The organism is Hymenobacter tibetensis, from assembly GCF_022827545.1.
Classification (GTDB): domain Bacteria; phylum Bacteroidota; class Bacteroidia; order Cytophagales; family Hymenobacteraceae; genus Hymenobacter; species Hymenobacter tibetensis.
Genome location: NZ_CP094669.1, coordinates 1,497,849 through 1,517,606 on the forward strand (window position 1 = coordinate 1,497,849; position 19,758 = coordinate 1,517,606).

Annotated in this window: 15 protein-coding genes; 2 read left to right on the forward strand and 13 right to left on the reverse strand. The window is 56.2% G+C overall.

Annotated elements, in window-relative coordinates; genetic code table 11:
- The first annotated feature begins 99 nt into the window (after positions 1-99).
- Together MTX78_RS06090 and MTX78_RS06095 are read left to right on the forward strand one after the other, a co-directional pair.
- Positions 100-2,730, forward strand: a complete 2,631-nt coding sequence (locus MTX78_RS06090; RefSeq protein WP_243800825.1) for a PIG-L family deacetylase — start codon at positions 100-102, stop codon at positions 2,728-2,730.
- A gap of 192 nt (positions 2,731-2,922) precedes the next feature.
- Entirely contained in the window at positions 2,923-4,623 is a 1,701-nt protein-coding gene (locus tag MTX78_RS06095) for a sodium:solute symporter (RefSeq protein ID WP_243800827.1), read from the forward strand.
- A gap of 123 nt (positions 4,624-4,746) precedes the next feature.
- On the opposite strand, the gene MTX78_RS06100 is transcribed toward MTX78_RS06095, so the two are convergent.
- The 13 genes from MTX78_RS06100 to MTX78_RS06155 form a co-directional block, all read right to left on the reverse strand.
- Positions 4,747-5,661, reverse strand: a complete 915-nt coding sequence (locus MTX78_RS06100) for a DUF2911 domain-containing protein (protein WP_243800829.1) — start codon at positions 5,659-5,661, stop codon at positions 4,747-4,749.
- Positions 5,662-5,750: 89 nt separating this feature from the next.
- Positions 5,751-6,374 carry an ExbD/TolR family protein gene (locus MTX78_RS25420; RefSeq protein ID WP_394805606.1) on the reverse strand — a complete coding sequence of 208 codons (624 nt, stop codon included), beginning with the start codon at positions 6,372-6,374 and terminating at the stop codon, positions 5,751-5,753.
- An 85-nt stretch (positions 6,375-6,459) separates the two neighbouring features.
- Positions 6,460-6,990 carry a hypothetical protein gene (locus tag MTX78_RS06105; protein WP_243800830.1) on the reverse strand — a complete coding sequence of 177 codons (531 nt, stop codon included), beginning with the start codon at positions 6,988-6,990 and terminating at the stop codon, positions 6,460-6,462.
- A gap of 90 nt (positions 6,991-7,080) precedes the next feature.
- On the reverse strand, positions 7,081-8,076 hold the full coding sequence (locus MTX78_RS06110) for a cation diffusion facilitator family transporter (protein WP_243800837.1): 996 nt from the start codon (positions 8,074-8,076) through the stop codon (positions 7,081-7,083).
- Positions 8,077-8,233: 157 nt separating this feature from the next.
- Complete coding sequence (locus MTX78_RS06115) at positions 8,234-10,054, reverse strand: ABC transporter ATP-binding protein (RefSeq protein ID WP_243800839.1); 1,821 nt, start codon at positions 10,052-10,054, stop codon at positions 8,234-8,236.
- A 112-nt stretch (positions 10,055-10,166) separates the two neighbouring features.
- Complete coding sequence (locus MTX78_RS06120; protein WP_243800841.1) at positions 10,167-10,643, reverse strand: energy transducer TonB; 477 nt, start codon at positions 10,641-10,643, stop codon at positions 10,167-10,169.
- Between the two features lie 205 nt (positions 10,644-10,848).
- Complete coding sequence (locus MTX78_RS06125; RefSeq protein WP_243800843.1) at positions 10,849-12,333, reverse strand: sodium:solute symporter; 1,485 nt, start codon at positions 12,331-12,333, stop codon at positions 10,849-10,851.
- A 182-nt stretch (positions 12,334-12,515) separates the two neighbouring features.
- Positions 12,516-14,057, reverse strand: coding sequence for a TolC family protein (locus MTX78_RS06130; RefSeq protein WP_243800844.1), 1,542 nt, complete (start codon positions 14,055-14,057; stop codon positions 12,516-12,518).
- A gap of 4 nt (positions 14,058-14,061) precedes the next feature.
- Positions 14,062-15,435 carry an HlyD family secretion protein gene (locus tag MTX78_RS06135; protein ID WP_243800845.1) on the reverse strand — a complete coding sequence of 458 codons (1,374 nt, stop codon included), beginning with the start codon at positions 15,433-15,435 and terminating at the stop codon, positions 14,062-14,064.
- Positions 15,428-16,441, reverse strand: a complete 1,014-nt coding sequence (locus MTX78_RS06140) for an ABC transporter transmembrane domain-containing protein (protein ID WP_243800846.1) — start codon at positions 16,439-16,441, stop codon at positions 15,428-15,430. Before MTX78_RS06140 ends, MTX78_RS06135 begins: the two co-directional genes overlap by 8 nt.
- A 511-nt stretch (positions 16,442-16,952) precedes the next feature.
- On the reverse strand, positions 16,953-17,969 hold the full coding sequence (locus MTX78_RS06145) for an MBL fold metallo-hydrolase (RefSeq protein WP_243800851.1): 1,017 nt from the start codon (positions 17,967-17,969) through the stop codon (positions 16,953-16,955).
- 121 nt (positions 17,970-18,090) lie between these two features.
- Positions 18,091-18,690, reverse strand: coding sequence for a hypothetical protein (locus MTX78_RS06150; RefSeq protein ID WP_243800853.1), 600 nt, complete (start codon positions 18,688-18,690; stop codon positions 18,091-18,093).
- A gap of 312 nt (positions 18,691-19,002) precedes the next feature.
- Complete coding sequence (locus tag MTX78_RS06155) at positions 19,003-19,698, reverse strand: hypothetical protein (RefSeq protein WP_243800855.1); 696 nt, start codon at positions 19,696-19,698, stop codon at positions 19,003-19,005.
- Between the last annotated feature and the right edge of the window lie 60 nt (positions 19,699-19,758).

Genomic DNA, 19,758 nt, shown 5'->3' on the forward strand with positions numbered 1-19,758 from the left:
CCAACGGGCCGCCAAGTAGGTGTTTGTTGCGGCTGTGGTGCTTTACGCAACCTGCCGTGTTGGCCTGTATCTTTACCGCTGTTGCTTTCACTTTCCTTCATGATGCGCCTACGTTCTCTTTGCGCGGCTGTGCTATTAGCGGCGCTGCCGCTGTTGCCGGCTTCGGTTGCTGTTGCTCAAACACCCAAAACCTACTCTTCTTCGGAAATACTGCTGGGGCTGAAAAAGTTGAATGTGCTGGGCTCGGTAATGTACCTGGCCGCTCACCCCGACGACGAAAACACCCGCCTGATTGCCTACATGGCCAATGACCGCCTGCTGGAAACCGCCTACCTCAGCTGCACCCGCGGCGACGGCGGCCAGAACCTCATTGGCCCCGAGTTGCGCGAACAACTCGGCGTGATTCGGACGCAGGAACTGCTGGCTGCCCGCCGCATTGATGGGGGCCAACAGTTTTTCACGCGTGCCAACGACTTCGGCTTCTCGAAAACCGCCGAGGAAACCTTCACCATCTGGAACAAAGAGCAAGTGCTTTCCGACATGGTATGGGTGATTCGGCAGCGCCGCCCCGACGTGCTGATTACCCGCTTCCCACCCGACAGCCGCGCTGGCCACGGCCACCATACGGCGTCGGCCATCTTGGCCGCCGAAGCCTTTGATGCCGCCGGTGACCCCAAGCGCTTCCCTGAGCAACTAAAGTATGTGCATGTTTGGCAGCCCAAACGCCTGTTTTGGAACACAGGTAGCTTCTTCGTGAAGGCTGGTGAAGATATGAGTGGCTACCTCAAGCTCGATGCGGGTGGCTACAATCCGTTGCTAGGCCAGAGCTACGGCGAAATTGCCGCGCGTAGCCGCAGCCAGCACAAAAGCCAGGGCTTTGGTTCTAGCGCCACGCGCGGCGAAGCGCTGGAGTACTTGCAGTTTGTGAAAGGCGAGAAGGCGACCAAAGACCCATTTGAAGGCATAAACCAAAGCTGGAACCGCCTACCGGGTGGGGCGGACATTGGCAGGATGCTGGGAGAGGTGATTCGGAAGTACGACCCGGCCAATCCGGCGGCTAGCGTGCTAGACCTGTTAGCGCTCAGACAAGAGATGAGCGGGTGGGGAGCACAGTACGGGAACCGTCGGGTGGAGCAAGCCGATTGGTTTTGGATTAAAACCAAAGTACAAGAGCTGGATCAACTCATTCAGGCTTGTTCGGGGTTGTATTTGGAAGCAACCGCTACAGAACCGAGTGTGGCATCGGGACAAAAGTTGCAAGTAAACGTGTCGGCACTGAATCGTTCGATGGTGTCGGTAGCCGTTATGAACGTAGGTGCCAACGGATTCAACATAGATAACAGAGTAAAAAAGGATTTGCTGCCAGGACAAACCTTGACGTTGCCGCTGACGCTACCGTTAAGCAAACAAGTGCCTGCGTCGCAGCCGTATTGGTTACAGCAGCCTGGCACAGTAGGAATGTATACCGTGCCTGCTCAACTAACAGTAGCGCAAGGAGATACGTCGTCTTACATAGTTAAGGGCCTACACCATAGCGTAAGTAAGCGGGTGGTAACCAAAGTACAGCAGCTTCAGCAACACGAGCTAGTTGGCAATCCTGAGACGCCGGGGTATTTGACCGTTTCTGTAGAAGTAGCCGTGCAGGGAAAACAGATTTTCTATCAGGTGCCCGTGCTCTACAAAAGCACCGATCCGGTAGAGGGGGAGAAGTACCGCCCACTAGCCGTGGTGCCGCCCGTTGCGGTAAACATCGGCGGCCGGGCGTATGTCTTTGCCGAAAATCAGCCCAAGACGGTGCCCGTGACGCTGCGGGCCGGTAAGGCGGGTGTGAAGGGAAGTATAGCCCTGGCGCTACCCGCCGGCTGGAAAGCCGAGCCGGCCAGCATTTCGTTTGATATTGCCAGCAAAGACGCCGAGCAAACCGTACAGTTTCAGGTGCAGCCCGGAGCGGGTGCGGCAGCTGGCAAAAGCGAGCTGCGCGCCGTAGCTACCGTGGATGGGCAGCAGTATTCACGCGGCTACCAAGCCATTGAATACAACCATATTCCAACCCAAACTCTGTTTCCCGAAGCTGTGGCCCCACTCGTAAAGCTGGACCTCAAGCGCAAGGGCCAGGAAATTGGCTACCTGATGGGCGCCGGCGACGAAGTGCCCGATGCGCTGCGCCAGATTGGCTATACGGTTACGCTGCTCAAACCCGAGGACATCACCGACCAGAACCTGCGCCGCTTTGATGCCGTGGTGTTGGGTATCCGGGCCTACAACACGCTGGACCGGCTGAAAACCTTGCAGCCCACGCTGCTGCGCTACGTCGAGAATGGGGGCAACATGGTGGTGCAGTACGTGGTGAGCCGTGGCACGGTGATGCCGCAAATTGGACCATATCCGCTTACGCTCTCCAACGACCGGGTGACGGTGGAAAACGCGGCCATTACGTTCCTGAATCCGCAGCAACCCTTGCTCAATAGTCCGAACAAGATAACCGCCAAAGATTTCGAAGGCTGGGTGCAGGAGCAGGGCCTCTACTATCCGTCGCAGTGGGATGCCAAGTATCAGCCCGTCATCAGCAGCCACGACCCCAACGAGCCCGTCAAGGAAAGCGCTATCCTGGTGGCCAACTACGGCAAGGGCCATTACATCTACACGGGCCTCTCTCTCTTCCGGGAACTGCCGGCCGGCGTGCCGGGTGCGTACCGCCTTTTAACAAATATGGTGTCCTTAGGTAAGTAAGCACAACCGGTTGCCGCCGCTGAGAGAAGCTAGTTTTCCTGTATCCCGCCCCGTTTCCCGCTTTATGCCCCTCCCCCCTGAAACTGAAAATCCTCCTTTGCTACCTTCTTGGCGCGCTTGGTACTGGCTGGTACTGGGCGCATTGGTAGCGGAAGTAGGGCTTTTCGCGTATCTCACCCAGCTTTTCACTGCATGAGCACCCTCGACTGGTTGGTGTTGGGGGGCACGCTGCTCTTTATTGTGGGGTACGGGACCTGGCGCACGCGCCGGGCCGGTGAAACCATGGATTCGTACTTGCTCGGCGACCGGCAGGCGCAGTGGTGGGGCATTGGACTAAGCATTGTGGCCACCCAGGCCTCGGCCATTACCTTCCTTAGCACCCCCGGCCAAGCCTACGACGACGGAATGCGCTTCATTCAGTTCTACTTTGGCTTGCCGCTGGCCATGGTGCTGATAGCCATTTTCGCCGTTCCCATCTACCAGCGCCTGCAGGTGTTTACAGCCTATGAGTACCTGGAAGGCCGTTTCGATAGGCGCACTCGTACGCTGGCGGCGTTGCTGTTTTTGGTGCAGCGCGGACTCAGCAATGGCCTTTCGCTGTATGCGCCGGCCTTGGTGCTCTCGGCTATTCTGGGGTGGAACATCAACCTAACGGTATGGCTGATTGGGGGGCTGATGATTTTCTATACCGTGGCGGGCGGCACGCGGGCGGTGGCCGTTACGCAGCAGTGGCAGGTGGGCGTCATCTTCACGGGCATGGTGGTGGCGGGTTATCTGCTGGTGCATTACCTACCGGCTGACATCGGCTTTACGGAAGCCATGCAGGTGGCCGGCAACCAGGGGAAGCTCAACCTCGTCGATTTCAACTTCAACCCCAACGACCGGTACAACTTCTGGTCGGGCATGACGGGCGGCTTGTTCCTGGCCCTCTCGTACTTCGGCACCGACCAAAGCCAGGTGCAGCGTTACCTAGCCGGCCGCAACATCACAGAAAGCCGCCTCGGCCTGCTCATGAACGGGCTAGTGAAGGTGCCCATGCAGTTCGGTATTCTGCTTATTGGGGTGCTACTGTTCGTGTTCTACCAGTTCAACGCACCGCCCATCACCTTCAACCGCCCTATCTACGACCAAGTGGCGGAGTCGGTGGAGCACGGGCCGGCCTTGCGGGAACTAGAGCGCCATCATGCTACGGTTTTCGAGGCGCAGCGCCAAGCCAGCCAGCAATTGGTGGCCGCCGTGCGCACTGGCAATCCAGACGAGTTGGCCGCGGCGCAGACGCATCTGCAAACCACCCAAGCTGCCGCTCGCGGCTTGCGCACCGAAACCCAGGCTTTGCTTAAAAAGGCGGCTCCGTCGGCCGAAGCCAAGGATACTGATTACGTGTTCCTTACGTTTGTGCTGCGCTATCTACCCCAAGGCCTCGTGGGGCTGCTGATTGCGGTGGTGCTGTCGGCGGCTATGGGTTCGGCGGCCTCGGGCCTCAATGCCTTAGCGTCTACTACGGTGGTGGATTTGTACCGGCCAAGCCGACCGCACCTAAGTGGAGCGCATTGCGTACGGGCCTCCCGTTGGGCTACCATCGGGTGGGGCGTGCTCGGCATTGGATTCGCCACGTTTGCGGCACGTCTCGAAAACCTGATTCAAGCCGTCAATATCCTTGGGTCCTTGTTCTATGGTACCATATTGGGCATCTTCGTAGTGGCATTCTTTCTGAAAGCCATCGGCGGCAAAGCCGTGTTCTGGGCCGCTATTCTCGCCGAAATTATGGTGCTGCTACTGTTTTGGCGCACCGATATTGGCTACCTCTGGTTCAATATCATCGGCTGCATGTTAGTGGTGGTGCTTGCTGCGCTGCTTTCAGTGCGCACAACGCAGCGCAGTATCCCAGCCTAATAACCACTGGCCAGTACAAGAAAAAGCCCTTGACGCAACCGCGCATCAAGGGCTTTTTCTTTTTACAAATACGGCTTGTCAGAGACTAGCCGGTGTCTGGTTCCTCACTACAGGAAGGCCCAATTACTTGGTGGTCTTCTTCGCTTCAGCTACCAAGTCGTCGTTCATCTTGGCGTAGTCGGTGTTTGGAGGAGTTGAGGCGAGGGCCAGCTTCTTGGACTGCTCGGCTGCCGCAGTAGCGCCTTTATAGTCCTTCATCTTCATGCGGATCTTCGCTTCGGTGTGCACGTTCCAGAACTTGGGGTCTTTCTCGTTGGCTTTCTGCATCCAAGCCAGGGCTTGCTTCAAGTCCTTGTTGTTGTCATAGTAATAAACAGCAGCCGCAGCAAGGTCGTTGGCGCTAGGCGTGGCATTCTTCACCACTTTCTCGTCAATCTGAGCCATTACCTTGGTATCCACTTCCGAAGTCACTTTGAATTTGGCGCCGGTTAGCTCCCACTCCATTGCCACATTGGCGGTAGCGGGGGTCAAATCGGTGAAGCTGATGGTAAAGGTTTCAATTTTACCTTGGTTTTTGGCGGCTACGTTCTGAGCGACGTAGCTAGGCACTACATATGGCTTAATGGTGAAGCGCGCCACATCCTGGTCGTCTTTGAAGCCGGCCACATCAGCGCCTTGCTTAAGGCTCTTGTTGAGCACCACGGTCCATTCGGTCTTGCCAGGGATAGTGTAGAGGCCATACTCGCCGGCTGGTACCTTCTTGCCTTCTACCGTCACGTCATCCGAGAACTTGATGCTGGTGGTCTGGTTGGCGCCCGTGCGCCAGCGTTGGCCGTAGGGCACTACATCCTTGTCGCCGAAAATCTTGCGGCCTTTGGCGCTAGGCCGTGAATATGTAATGGTAACATCAGTGAGACCTACACGCTGTTGGACAACACTTTTGGGGCTGGCAGCAGGAGTGGCAATCTGAGCGTTAGTTGTTTGCGGAACGGCTACGAGGAGAGCCAAACCAGCGGTGAGAGAGAGAAGTGCTTTCATGAAAGGGGAAAATGAAATTGATTCGTGGTTAAAAGTAATAAAACCCGCGTTGGAGCGCGGGTTTCAGTGTGATTAGGCAAGCACAAGAGCTATAGGGTTTCGGCTGGCATACTAGTTCTAAGGTTAAACCGATTGATGTTGTGTTGTTGTAAGAGTCGGATGATAGGTCGGATGGCAGAAAAAGGCGTGTTCTTATCTGCCCGGACAAAACAGAAGATAGGTTTACCAGCACATTCCCTGTACACCCGACGAGTAGCATCTAGGTACTCTTCCAATTGTGCAGTTGGGATACCCATCTTGAGAAGCGCATAGCGTTGTGTCTGTGAAGAGGAAAAATATTCTGGTAGTCTGCGCACATCCATACCTAGGTATGGTAGCCGGTGCAATTCCTGCTGTTGTAGGGGGGTGAGTCGAATACTATGTAGCGATGCTACCTGCTCAATAATCGTACTCCGATATGGCTCATCTTCGACGTTAAAGAAAAGCTTGTTGTCTTTGTTAATAGTGATGGTATAGTGTCGGTTATTAGGCACGCATCCACTACCTGAAGAAGTGGGCAGTTCAACAGCAGGCTCTATTTGATTTAAGGAAGTAGTCGCCAAACAACAACGAAAAAGCACAAGCACCACTATCGCTAGTGGCCACACCTCTGGAATCGACAAGTTGCGCCGATAAATCTGACGCGGGCGGGGCTGAGTGAGACTGGTAATCATATAGAGCAGGCCATTGGCTTGATAGCATCAAGACAACGCTAAATTCAGCCGTATCTATACATCATCATGCTCACTAGTATCCCCTCTACACCTCCCGCACCGCTATTTCAGCTTCTCTCACCAGCGCCAGCAGTTGCTCCGGAGCATCAGGCGTCTGCACGCGTCGCAAATCCACGTAGTAGCAGGCGGCCTCGGTCGGGTAGAGCAACAGCCAGTTCGGTTTCACCCATACGGCCCGCCGTATAGTGTTCCAGCGCGCTTCGAAGTGCCCACTAGCACTGTTGCCACTCAATGTGTCCGCGCCAAAAGTGAAGGTGATGGGTTGGTGCAGGCCCGTGTTTTTCGTGTAGCCACGCCGCAATTCATATCGTACTATAGCCATGCGCACCCCAGCATATAGGATTGCAACTAGCAAAAACACTACGCTTCCCCATTCTGTAACCTGCTTAAATCGAGTTACGTCCCGGTATACGCCCACACTGAGCAGTAGAATGGCCATACCAAGCAGCAGGTGATTGAACAGCGTGCGAGGCCGCTTCTTCCACAACCTAAAGTTCACAGCTACAAATTCGTCGGCCGTCATCATAACGCCGGGTGCGACCAAGGTCAAGGACATTCTTAAATCTGGTATGTGAGATGTAGCGCGGAAGCCACAGGAAATCTGTTCCGCGCTACACTTCGTGCAGTCAACTGGCAACGAGGGTGCTTACTCCAACTCGGCCAGTTGGTGCCGCTCGTTTTTCACGGTGTTGGCAATGGTCCAGGGGATTTCGCGGCTGAAAGGATGCTGCCGCACGGGACATTCGGGCATGTGGCAATGCGAGCAAGCCGAGAAATTGCAGGGGTCAGCATGCACAAACATTTCGGTGTCCACTTCAAAGCGAGTTTGGATGAACTCCTCGATGCGGTGCACTTCGGTGTGTACTTCTTCTAAGCTGAAATAATAGGGTAGCGTTACGTGGCAGTCGATGTGCAAATCGGCCCCGTAGCGCAGTACGCGCAGGTTGTGCACATCTATCCAGGAAGGTTGGCGGTGTTGCTGCAATTCCTGAATCACACGTTTCACCGTCGTCACATCCGATTCATCCATGAGGCCGGCCACTGATTTGCGCAGCATGCGGTAGCCATTCACCGTAATGAACAGGCCTAGTAAGTACGCTGCAATGGTGTCATAGAGCACATTGCCAGTGAAGAATACCAATGCCAGTGCCGCGCACGATACAATCGTGTTCAGTGCATCAATGTACAAGTGCTGCCCATCACCGACCAAGGCCACTGAGTGTAGCCGCCGGCCCGCCCGCACCAGCACATACCCCACCGCCAAGTTGACGACGGCCGTGGCACCCAGCAGCCACATTCCCGAATCTGGGCGGGCCACCACATGCGGGTGAAACAGGGTACTGGTAGCGCTGTAGAAAATGTAGGCCCCTGCAAACAGAATCAAACCGCCCTCAAAGCCCACCGACAGGTACTCCACCTTGCCGTGGCCGTAGGGGTGGTTTTCGTCTTTGGGCAAGCTGGCCAGATAGATGCTGTAGAGCGCGAAGCCGCTGGTGAAAACGTTGATAATCGACTCCAGCGCGTCCGTTAGCACCGCCTGCGAGCGGGTCATCTGGTAGGCGTAAAATTTCACCAATACCAGCACGACGCTCACCACTAAGGAAAGCAAACCGAGCCGGTTTTTGGTTTGAGCAGTAGACATAGGAGTGGCGCCAACTAATGGGTGGCGAGCAGGCTTGTACGAGAATAGGCAGCGTATAGGCTACCTATTCTGTGGACGTAGTGGAAACACGCAACGAATTGTAACATGTTGGCTGGCACTGGATAATGTATTTCCCAGGCCAGTAGGCTTGCTTGCCTTAGCTCAGTTCAAACTGTAGCTTCAGCAGGTTGGCGTAGAGGCCGTTGTCGTTGTGCGCTAGCTGGTCGTGGGTGCCTTGCTCCACAATGCGGCCCCCATCTATAACCAGAATCTTATCGACTTTGCGGATGGTGCTAAGGCGGTGGGCAATGATGATGCTGGTGCGGTTCTTCATCAGCTCGTCCATGGCATCCTGCACCAGCTTTTCGCTTTCACTGTCGAGCGAGGAAGTGGCTTCGTCGAGGATGAGGATGGCCGGGTTTTTCAGGATGGCGCGGGCAATGGCAATGCGTTGGCGCTGACCGCCGCTGAGCTTGATACCCCGCTCGCCCACCAGCGTGTCGAGCCCTTCCGGAAACGACTCGATGAACTGCCAAGCATTGGCTTTGCGGGCAGTGGTACTAATTTCCTCGTCGGTGGCGTCAATCTTGCCGTAGGCGATATTCTCCCGAATGCTACCCCCAAACAGGATAGTTTCCTGCGGCACAATACCGATGTGACGGCGCAACTCGGTCAGGTCGTATTGGCTTACGGGGCGGCCGTCAATCAGAATCTTGCCTTCGCTCAGGTCATAGAACTGCATCAGCAACTGCACGATGGTGGACTTGCCGGCTCCGGATGGGCCCACCAAGGCAATCTTCTCGCCGGCCTGAATATCGAAGGAGATATCTTTAAGCACGGGCAAGTCGGGGCGGGTAGGGTAGCGGAACGCCACGTGGCAGTAGTCGATGTCGCCGCGTATGCTGAGAGGTGCCAGGCCAGCCACGCGAGGTAGGTGAGTCGGCTCAGATGGCTCGTCCAGAATTTCCAGTATGCGTTCAGAAGCACCCAGCGTGCTTTGCACCTTGCCATACAATTCGCCCAGGCCTGCTACCGAAGCGCCAATAAACATGGTGTAGAGGGCAAACTGCGTCAGGTCGCCGATGGTCATCTGGCCCGCTTGTACCAACGTGGCAGCCCGCCACAGCACCAGCACAATGCCACCAAACAAGCCAATGATAACGAACGAGACGAAGCCGCCGCGGTAGAGGTTGCTTTTCAGCGCGGCCCGCACCGTTTTGGTGAGCGAGCTGGTGTAGCGAGTGGTTTCGAACTGCTCGTTGGTGAATGCCTTCACCGTGTTGATGCCCTGCAAGGTTTCCTCTACAATGACGTTGGTTTTGGCTAGCTCGTCCTGTGTCGTGCGGGCCAATACCCTGATTTTTTTGCCGAACACCATTGCCAGCACCACAATGGGCGGGAACGTCATCAGCATAAACAACGACAGTTTCACCGACACTATCATGATGAAGGTGATGCCGGCAATCAGGGTCATCACCTGCCGAAACAGCTCAGCCAGGGTGAGCGAAAACGAATCCTGAATGATACCCACATCGGAGGTGATGCGGGAAGTAATGGCTCCCACCCGGTTTTTTTCGAAATACGCAATCGGTAGGGAAACAAACTTCTTGTACAGCGCCTGCCGGATATCGCGCACCGTAAACTCGCTTACCTGCGTGAAAAGCCAGATGCGGCCAAAGGAAAGCAACCCCTGAAGCAGGATGAGCACGGCAAAACCCAAGGCAATCTGGTTGATGCTCACGATGGTGCCGTTGGGCAGCGTAACCGGGTGCCCGCTGGCCGTATCAGCTAGCTTGCCAATAATCCAGGGAAACGCCATGGTAGTGGCGCTGGACAGCGTCAGGAGCACCGTACCCACCACGAACTTGGTGCGGTAAGGCAGCGTGAAGCGGAAAATCCGCAGTCCACGCTGAAAACTTTCTTTGGTTAATTTCTTCTTGGGTTCGTCCGGGTCAAGGGTCGCACCGCTTGTATTCATTCCGCTTCGGGCCATTGTATAGTAATTGGAAGCTGAGAGCTATAAGTACAGGGTGGATAGAGAGATATACAAACCAAAGCCCCCATCTTTAAACTCCTAACTCCTTCATTGTTCAATCTTTATTGTTGCCTTGCTCGACTTTTAGAATCTGCCCGTTGCCAAATGGCACGGGTAAGCTAATCTGCACCGGCACCGGCTGACCCTTGCGGGTTGCCGGCTTGAAGGCGGGTAGCAGCGCCACTACACGCAAGGCTTCCGCATCCTGCGCCGCCGACAACGACTGCGCCACCACCGGGTTGCTTAGGCGGCCAGTGGCCTCCACCGTAGCCGTTACCAGCACGTTGCCAGTAGGGTTGGTGACGCCCGGAGCGTCCGGATACTTGATGTTTTGTTGAAAAAATGCGCCCAATGCCATGGCACCGCCCGGAAACTGCGGAGCTACATCGGGGCGGTTGGCGGCTGGGCGAGCTTGTACCTGCATACGGCCAGCCTTCAGTTCCACGGGTTTCGAGGAAGGAGCAGCAGACTGTTGGGCCACCGCTACCGGGGCAGAACCTACAAGGAGAGCCAGAAAGAAAAGCTGTTTCATAGCAGACAAAGTAGCGTGTAAACCGGCGGCCGTAGGAACCCATAGGCAACCCGTTTGGCAACAAGCACAACGAGTTACCTTAAGAACATTGCTACACCCGGCCAGAAGCACTGCATCTGGTTGGTGTGAGCAAGAGCCACAGGAAACCACGGAATTTTCCGCGTTGCAAACCGCAAAGGTACGTACGCTTCTCCCTAAACAACCCTTACCCAACAGGGTTCAATTCTGTTACAAGTCGGGGCCGCGAAATTGCGAGTAATCCGATGAATGTTATCAGCCCGTTCAAAATCAGAATTTCGAAGCCAAACTCGTAGCCCCACCACGCCTTGGAATTGGCGTTGATGAAGTAGGTTAGCAGGGGGGCGGCCACGCAAATAGCCGGCACCAACCGGTCGTGGAGGGCGCGGCCCGTAAACAAGCCGAAGGCGTAGAGCCCCAGCAGCGGGCCATAGGTGTAGCCCGCCGCCTTGAATACCGCCGTAATTACGCTCTGGTCGTTGATGGCCCGGAAGATTAGGATAATCAGAATCAGCACCAGCGAAAAGCCGAAATGCGTGAGCTGGCGCACTTGCCGCTGCTTGTTTTCCTCGTATTGCTTGATGTCGAGCATGTCCACGCAAAACGAGGTGGTAAGGGCCGTAAGGGCCGAGTCGGCGGAGGCGTACGTCACGGCAATGATGCCCAGAATAAACACGACGCCCGCAAACAGCGTGAAATGGTTGGTAGCCAGCAGCGGGAATACGTTGTCGCCAATGACTTTGCCGGTGGCAGGATTGGTAGGTAGTGCAATGCCTTTAGCTGCCGCATACTGATACAACAGCACCCCGAGGGAGAGGAAAAACACGTTCACAATCACAATGGCAATGGTGAACCAAAACATGTTTTTCTGCGCGTCGCCGAGGTTGCGGCAGCTCAGGTTTTTCTGCATCAGGTCTTGGTCGAGGCCTGTCATGACGATGGTAATGAACGCGCCGGACGCAAACTGCTTCCAAAAGAACTTGTCGTCTTTGAGGTCCGAGAAGTAGATCTGCGACATGGCACTTTCGCGCACCGTTTTCACCAAGCCCGCAAAACCCAGATTCAACTCATCGGCCATCAGATAAATACTCACGGCCACGCACACTAGCATGGCCATGGTCTGGAAGGTATCGGTCCAGAGGATGGTTTTGAGGCCGCCGCGGAAGGTGTAGAGGTAAATCAGGAAGATGCTGACCGTAACGGTAACGGCGAACGGCACGCCCAACCCATCGAACACGGCGAATTGCAGCACGCCCGCCACCAGAAACAGCCGAAAAGCCGCCCCGACAGCCCTGGAAACCAAAAAGAAGAACGCGCCCGTCTTATAGCTCCAAAACCCGAACCGCTGCTCTAAATACGTGTAGATACTCACCAACCGCAGCCGGTAGTACATGGGCATGAGCACCGTCCCAATTACGAGGTAGCCCACCGTATAGCCCAGCACCACCGCCATGTAGCTCCAACTTTGCGTAGCCACCATCCCGGGAATGGAAATGAACGTCACGCCGGAAAGGGAGGTGCCAATCATAGCAAACGCCACCATGTACCACGGGGCATTGCGGTTGGCAATGAAGAACGATTCGCTGGTGGCCTTGCGCGAGGTCAGAATCGAAATGATGATCAGAACAACGAAGTAGCCCGCAATCAGGCTCAGAATCAGGGTAGGGGACATAGCAGGCCGGAAAACAAGGAGGTAAAGATACAGTCCTCACGAGAACAAAGCCTGCTGGCTACCTGATAGTCTCGTTGGTAGCGAGGGTTTCAGATACCCAGCAGGCTTTGTCTTATCCTTGTCAGTTGCATAGGAATACGCTGGGTCGCGCCTACCATCAACATCCCTAAAACTTAGCTGTGCTACTCGGCGCCCAGAGTGCGCGTACCGGCGTAGTAGTACAGTTCGGCCAACGCTTTTTCGTAGCTGGCCCGCATGCTTTCCTGTTTCAGCCGCAGGTCGATGAGCTTGGTTTCGCGGGCGTTGATGAGGAAAATGGTGCTTTCGCCTAGCTCGAACTTCTGCAATTCCGCCGCGAGCAAGGTGCGTTGGTTGGTAATGGTTTGGGCCTGCACCTGTAGTTGCCGCTCATAAGCCTTTAGCGTGTTGTACACCCCGCTGACCTGGTTGGCAATCGTGCGGCGGCTTTGCTGCTGCTCCAGGGTGGCATCTAGTACCTTGAGGCGGGTTTGCTGCAGTTTGCCGCGCTCCTGCCGCAGAAACAAAGGCAGCGCAAAATCAACCCCCAGCTTGTAGTTGTCGCGCCCAAATTCGTAGTAGGCAGGCACTTCGGGCCGGTAAAAGTCGCCGCGGCTAAGCAGGGTGCCGGTTACGTTCAGCTTGGGTTTGAGCATTTCCCGGCGGTAGCGCTCCTCAATGCCTAACTGTCTGATTTTAGCGTCGAGCTTGACGAGGGTGGGATGGCGGTCGGCGGCCAATTCCATAAGCTGCTTGAACTGAACGGAGTCCACTTTCGTGAGGGGCGGCATCTGGGGTACCGCGTAGCGAGGCAGCTCCACAGGTTGCGCGTCGCGGTTCCAGAGGTGGTTGGAAAGTATGAGGCGGGCATTCTGCAACTCTACTTGCAACTGCTCGGCCTGCACCTGCCGGTCCTGCACCGTTATCTGAGCCTCCACCGAGTCGATAGGGGCTTGGTCGCCCAGCAGGGCGCGGCGGCTGGTACCACGGAAGCGGGTGTCGGCCAGTTGCACGCCTTCCTGAATCAAAAGGGCTTGCTGAGCAGAGTAGTACCAGTTCCAGTAGTCTTTGGCGGCCTGTAGCCACACCTCGTTTATTTGCTTCACCCGGTCGGCCTCGGCAGCCTCTACCAGTACTTGGGCTTGGCGCAACGTGCTGCGGCGAGCATCAATCAGGAGCCCCTGGCCCAGCGGCACCGACAGCCCTACCCCGGCCAACCCATCAAGCGGCGTCCGGTATTGGGGGTTGACGTACGTGCCCACCATCCGGTCGTAGCTGGCTTTCAAATCAATACCACCTGGCCAGATAGGGACCTTCAACTCGTTGGCCCAGTTGTTATAGTAGTCGGTGCCGCCGAACAGTTTCCGGTCGAATCCGGAGCCAAGCTTGGGGTCGAAGCCGCCGCGGGCCTGCCGGACTTGCGCTTGGGCGTCGGCACTGAGTAGGGCCGCCTGCTTCACCACCGGATGGTTGGCAAACACCAGGTCGGCTAAATCCTGCAAAGAAAACACGCGGGCCGTGTCGGTCGGCAAACGGTCGGCGGCCAGCTGCCGGGTTTGCAATGGCGCTTGCTCCAACCCTGGCTTTTGGGTGGGCAGCCGCGGGTCTTGCGCTTGTGCTTGAACTGCCACCAGCAACAAGAGCGCAAGCACATGCAAGCCGCGGATGCAGCAACTGGCTAAGCTAGATACAATGGTAATCCGCATACCGCTAGTTGTTTTCCGCCTTTGCTTTGATCGGAGCCTCGGCAGGAGCGGCCTGCAAGCTAGGAGGGAAGCCGTTGAGCTGCCGCCAGATTTCGTACCATACCGGCACCGAGTCCAGAATCACCCAGCCGTATACCCCCGAACCCAGGCGCAACTGCGCCGGCCACTGATGGTCTTTCCCGTGTTGCAGGTCGGGCCGCACCAGCAAGCGGTACTTGCCGTTGGTGGTGCTCACCACATCAATCACCGTGACGGTGCCCCCAAAGGTGCCCACGGCCACGGAGGGCCAGCCCGAAAACTGCACCGCTGGCCAGCCGTCGAACTGCAAGCGTACGGGGCGGCCCCGCTGAATCAGGGGTACGTCCATGGCGCGTACATACATTTCAGCGGCCAACACCGGCGCATCGGGTTGCAGCGTTGCAATGGACTCGCCTTCCTTGATGGTTTCGCCGATACCCGCCTTGAGCGTACGAACCACGAAGCCCGACTGCGGTGCCCGCACCACGTACAGGCCGCGCCGGACCTCCACGTTGCTGATTTTGTTGCGCAGCGCCGATACTTCGCCCTCGGAGCTGGCCCGGCTTGATACCGCCGAACTGCGGTCCGACAGGGTTTTCGCCAGATCTTGCTCGTATTTGGCCCGCAGGTTGGCCAACTCGATTTTCGCGTTAGCCAACGACTGCTTGGAGTTCAGCAGCTTGTTGCGCTGCGCCACCACTTTCGCCAGGTCCTCTTGTAGCTTCAGGCGCCGCGTTTCGATGTCGGTGAGCGAAAACAGGCCGTTCTTGTAGCCGTCTTCGTAGCGAGCCAGCCGGTTGAGGGCAATCTGGTAGAAGTTGTTGACGGCCACCAAATCGGCACTGTCGATGGATACCGTGTTGACGGCCTGGGTTACGCGGTTGCGGGCGGCTTCCAGTTGCACGGTCAGGGTGAGGCGCAAGGCACTCATCTGTTGGTCGGTAGCCTGAATCTTGGCCACGTTGGCGTTTACGTTGCCGCGCTTAGCAGCTAGCTGCTCGCGCAGGCGTTCTGGCAAGTTGGGGTCAAAGTACTCGTCCTTGATTTCCGAGATGGTCAGCAAGGTGTCGCCTTTCTTCACCAGCTGCCCTTCGCGCACATTCCAGTGTTCGATACGGCCCGCAATGGCGTTCTGTACGGTCTGGGGCCGGTCTTGGGGGCTAAGAGTGGTCAAGGAGCCAGTGCCTTCAATGGTTTGGCGCCACGGCAGAAACAAGATGACAACGAAAACGGCCCCGATGACCATAAATATCCGGCCTAGCCGACGGCCGCCTTTGGGGTCAAGTAGCTCTGCCTGGGAGCGGTGTAGCTCCTCGTCCCACACAGTGCTGTCTACAGTTTGATTCGACAGGTTAAGCATGAGTTACAGCAGCTTTTGCTTCGTCTAAGGGTAAATCCGTCACTACGGCTAGTTTTTCAACGCCCGTCAGCATGTCGAACACGGTGCTAATGCCCATCACCAGCTTCTCAATGGAGTTGCTGATTTGCACGATAAGCACCTCGGCCGCCACAAACTGCCCCAGCGTCATCTGCCTCGACACTACGAACAGCGTACCGGCCACAAGCAGCCCTCCGGTCAGCAAGGTGCGCAGCACCACCGACCAGCGGAAATACACCTTCAGGATCTTGAAGTGGTCGTTGCGGGCGTGCAGGTATTTGGCGGTTAGCTCGTCGGTCCGCTGTAAGGCGCGCTTCTGCTCCACCGGGTTGTCGCGAAACGCGGGTAGGGTTTCGGCTACCTCTTCTAGCCACGCCACCGTTTTGTATTTCTCGCTGGATTCGCTTAGGCTGGTCCGGAGGGCGCGGCGGTAGTTCAGCGCGTAAATCAGCACCAAGATCAGCAGGGTAAGTAGTCCGAACCCAATGAAAATAGGGTGATAGAACGACAGCACGATGATGCCGAACAAAATCTGAACGCCCGCAAACATCAAGTCAATCAATACTTTGCTGAGGCTTTTTTGTACCGTCAGGATGTCGAAAAAGCGGTTGACCAGCTCGGGCGGGTTTTCGCCATCAAACGCTTCGGGCTTGATGCGCGGCAGGCGGTACGCAAACTCAATAGCAGCTTTGGCGTACAGGCGTTGCTCGATGGCCTCTACCATGGTCATCTGGCCAATCAGCAGGAAACCAGCTAGGAGCACGCCCAGCACCACTACCCCAATCAGGATGTAAGTGGAATTGAACACGGCGCCTGTGGAAAGCAGGTTGAACACTGCCTGCGTGCCCAGCGGTAAAGTCAAGCCAATCAGACCAATAGCTACGGCATAGAACAGGATGTAGCGAATGGAGCGGCGTTCTGGGTCGAGCATGCGCGTGAGGCGCTGCCAAGGAGTAGGCGGTGGAAGGGGTAAATTTTTTGAAGCCATATGTAAGGTGCGGGAGAGGCAAAAAACTGAAGCGCCGGACGCACAGCAAGCAAGTTGTGAAGGGTGGAAAAGCGCTTGCTCACACTATTCCTACCGCAATACAGCATGTCGATTCGTCAGACAAAACTGTTACTAGTTAGCTTAACCGTACAGAATAGTACTAGAATGAATAAAATAGCAAAAAGGTTACAAGATTTTGCATTAAAAGCGCGTTAAACACAAATCAACGCCAATTTAATAGCACTAAACGGTGACTACTCTGCATCAGAACAGCAAGCAAAAGTAGCAAAATTGTGCGCCTTGCTTCCCAATAAGCAGGACAGTAGTAGCTATACGCTTACCATCTCCTTTTGGATGGGGCCACTAGCCGCCGAGTTGAAGTAGCACCATAAGTAGGCTAGGCCGTGGAGCAGTATGAATGCCTGCGTTGGCAGAAACGCCCCACAGTTTGTGCCGCTACGCGCACCCCAGCCGTTAGGTACGTAACCCTTAGGCAGCGCACCTGCCAACCTTATTCCCAGTCCTGCCAGCGCATTAGCTCGCCTACGGCGGGAGTGTGCAGCTCGCCGCGCAACATGCCGCCGTGTGCCACCGTCTTAATTTCGCGAATTGGTTCGGAAGCGGGCTCGTCGGAGAGGTCGAAGGTACCGTAGTGCATGGGTACCATGTGGCCCGCCCGCAGCAGATTCACGGCTTTGGCAGCCTCATGGGGGTTGACGTGGCTAAGCTGCATCATGTAGGGCGGCTTGTAGGCCCCAATAGGCATTAACACGATATCCAGCGGCCCGAACTGCTTCTCGATTTGCTCGAAATGGTCGGCCATGGAAGTATCGGCGGCGAAGTAGATAGTGCGGAAGTCGGGGGTACGAATCAGGAAGCTCCCCCACAGCACGCGGTTCAGGTCGTTGAGGCCGCGGCGGTGCCAGTGCGAAGCCGGCAGGTAAAACAGCTCGAATGGAGCCTGTGGCCCCAGGTCGTACTGCTGCCACCACCCAGCTTCTTGCACTTGTATTCCGGCGACCATACTACGTAGCAGCGGCGCCATGCGCAAAGAAGTAAGCACCTGCATCGTCGGGTTTTGGCGCGCCAGCTGCTTGATGGATTCGGCGTCCAGATGGTCGCGGTGGCCGTGGCTGAGCAGCAGGTAGTTGATACCCGTTAGGTCCTCCACCCGGCAGGGGAGGGCATGGCGGTGGCGCAGGCCAAACGAAGAAAACAGCACTGGGTCGGTGAGCAGTGTAACCCCAGCTATGCGCAACACAAAGCAGGCATGGCCGAGCCACACCATTCCGTCGTCGGTGCTCTGCAGAAACGCGGTGCAATCAACCACCTCCGGAACCCAGGTGTCGGCCTTCTTTTCTTCTTTCTGCGGGTTTTTGGTGGTTTGCCATTTCAGCACGGTACCGAAACTAGGCTCATACAGTTCCTCCCCGTTACAGAACTGCGCCCCTATCATCTTATTGCCCGGATAGTTGGGACGGATGGTTTTCAATGCTTCGTTGCGAATATAGACGGGGCGAGGAGCCATGCGGGTAGGTGCTGGTATACAGGCAAAGAAACAACGAAGCCCCGGAAGAGTCCCGAGGCCGAAGTTGATTTAGTAAAGAGAACTGTATTGAAAAGGCTAGTGGCTTGGAAAGCAAGGATATCTACCAGATGCCGCCGCCAGTTAGTCCTGGCGAATACCCCGGATAAACGGCCGACTGCCCATTGCTCATCCGGATGCCACCCGACACCGACAAGTTTTCGGTAATCATGTAGTCGGCGCGCAAGCTCATGCCCGAGCCCATATTGCCTCCAAAACCTGCGTACGGATTCACTACCGGGCCGCCCGGCACCGCTCCCGACAAATCCTTCCAGGCAGTGCCCGTGAGGGCCAGTCGTGGCGACACCGCGTATTGCGCACCCACCTGCATCAGGTATTGATTGGAGCCACTCCAGGCGCGCGGCGCCCCATCCTCAGCCCGACGGTACGCCACGCCCGGTGTGAGGCGCATATATGTAAGTCCTGTAAACACGGTGAGCCGGTTGGTTAGCTTGTAAGCCGCTTCCGGGCTAACGTAGGATGCCGAGCCAAACCGCCCCGCCGACATAAAGCCTGCACTCATCCGGAAGCTTTGGCGCGGCCCCAGCACGCCGGGCAACGTTGGCGAAGTAGTAGCCAGGCCAGCAGTAGCCATGGGGCCGGTTTGGGCCACCGCACTGCCTGCTAACAGCAAACTCACAAGGAAAACGGAAAGACGAAGCATATACAAGCGGGAAAGTCAGCCGATAATAAGAACAGACACTCGACCAGCGAAAAAGGTGGCATCAAGCGTAAGCAGACGTTGAAAACATACTACGCGTGAAGGGCAAGACAGGTGCCTGACTGCAACGTACGTATGCCTAAATATACGCTTGGGTTCGTTTATAAGCAGACATTTTAACGCTAGTAGCCAGCAAACCTTGCCTCACGTCGCGCGGGCAACAGCAAATTCTTTGCTAGCTCAGCCCCTACAGCGCCGCTTCAGTCCTTATGCGTTATGATACTACTGCTAGTGAAGCAAGAGCGGCCAACGGTGCTATGCAGCAGGCAAGCTGCTGGCCGCCAGAAAGGTTTCGGCCGCCTTGCGGTGCGTCCGGATTTCTTCCAAGGCGCTGGCATTGGCCGTTTCGTAGCTAGCCAGCGCCGACTGTGCTTTCTGGCGCTCTGTGCGTAGCTGCTGCTGCGTTTCCACTAGTTGCTGCTGCTTGAGTTGTAGCTGTTTGGCTAGGTCCGCAATTTCAAGAGCCAGTTGCTGTTCTTGCTCTGTTAGTTGCAACAGTAGGCTAGGGGCAGCACTCCGGATTTTGATTTCGCCTACTTTCTCGCGGTGTCGTTCCAGCACCTTGTTGCGGTCTGATTCCAGCACCGTTTCAAACGTAGCAGCTGAAGCAAGCAAGCTAGGCACGGTAGCGCCGTTGATAGCCGCAAAAGCGTTGAAAGCTGTCTGGTAGAGTAGCGGCCCCGACATGCCCGCCGCCGCCATGCTCTTCACCATCTTCATGTACGCTCCGAAGTCTTTGCCGTCGCCGGCCAGCAACCCGGCAATGTGGTCGAGGTGGCGCTGTTCGGGAGCAGTAGGAGCGGTACTTGTTGGTTGTTGCGGGTGTTGTGCAACATCGGAAAAACCACGTGTTGACTGCGGCTGACTCGGGGCAGTTGGTGTTGCGGGAGTAGCATCGTCTTCCACGAAAAAGTCTTTCGCGGCTTTAGCTAGGTTATCGAAGATGGCCATACTGGTACGTGAAGCAAGAAAGTGGGCTGGTTTCACGTACTGTATCGCCAATCCACCAAC

Coding starts and splice junctions, on each gene's coding strand:
- MTX78_RS06135 (WP_243800845.1), bottom strand. CDS start 15,435: ATGCTTAACCTGTCGAATCAAACTGTAGACAGCACTGTGTGGGACGAG.
- MTX78_RS06150 (WP_243800853.1), bottom strand. CDS start 18,690: ATGCTTCGTCTTTCCGTTTTCCTTGTGAGTTTGCTGTTAGCAGGCAGT.
- MTX78_RS06090 (WP_243800825.1), top strand. CDS start 100: ATGATGCGCCTACGTTCTCTTTGCGCGGCTGTGCTATTAGCGGCGCTG.
- MTX78_RS06110 (WP_243800837.1), bottom strand. CDS start 8,076: ATGTCTACTGCTCAAACCAAAAACCGGCTCGGTTTGCTTTCCTTAGTG.
- MTX78_RS25420 (WP_394805606.1), bottom strand. CDS start 6,374: ATGATTACCAGTCTCACTCAGCCCCGCCCGCGTCAGATTTATCGGCGC.
- MTX78_RS06155 (WP_243800855.1), bottom strand. CDS start 19,698: ATGGCCATCTTCGATAACCTAGCTAAAGCCGCGAAAGACTTTTTCGTG.
- MTX78_RS06100 (WP_243800829.1), bottom strand. CDS start 5,661: ATGAAAGCACTTCTCTCTCTCACCGCTGGTTTGGCTCTCCTCGTAGCC.
- MTX78_RS06120 (WP_243800841.1), bottom strand. CDS start 10,643: ATGAAACAGCTTTTCTTTCTGGCTCTCCTTGTAGGTTCTGCCCCGGTA.
- MTX78_RS06095 (WP_243800827.1), top strand. CDS start 2,923: ATGAGCACCCTCGACTGGTTGGTGTTGGGGGGCACGCTGCTCTTTATT.
- MTX78_RS06115 (WP_243800839.1), bottom strand. CDS start 10,054: ATGAATACAAGCGGTGCGACCCTTGACCCGGACGAACCCAAGAAGAAA.
- MTX78_RS06125 (WP_243800843.1), bottom strand. CDS start 12,333: ATGTCCCCTACCCTGATTCTGAGCCTGATTGCGGGCTACTTCGTTGTT.
- MTX78_RS06140 (WP_243800846.1), bottom strand. CDS start 16,441: ATGGCTTCAAAAAATTTACCCCTTCCACCGCCTACTCCTTGGCAGCGC.
- MTX78_RS06145 (WP_243800851.1), bottom strand. CDS start 17,969: ATGGCTCCTCGCCCCGTCTATATTCGCAACGAAGCATTGAAAACCATC.
- MTX78_RS06130 (WP_243800844.1), bottom strand. CDS start 14,057: ATGCGGATTACCATTGTATCTAGCTTAGCCAGTTGCTGCATCCGCGGC.
- MTX78_RS06105 (WP_243800830.1), bottom strand. CDS start 6,990: ATGTCCTTGACCTTGGTCGCACCCGGCGTTATGATGACGGCCGACGAA.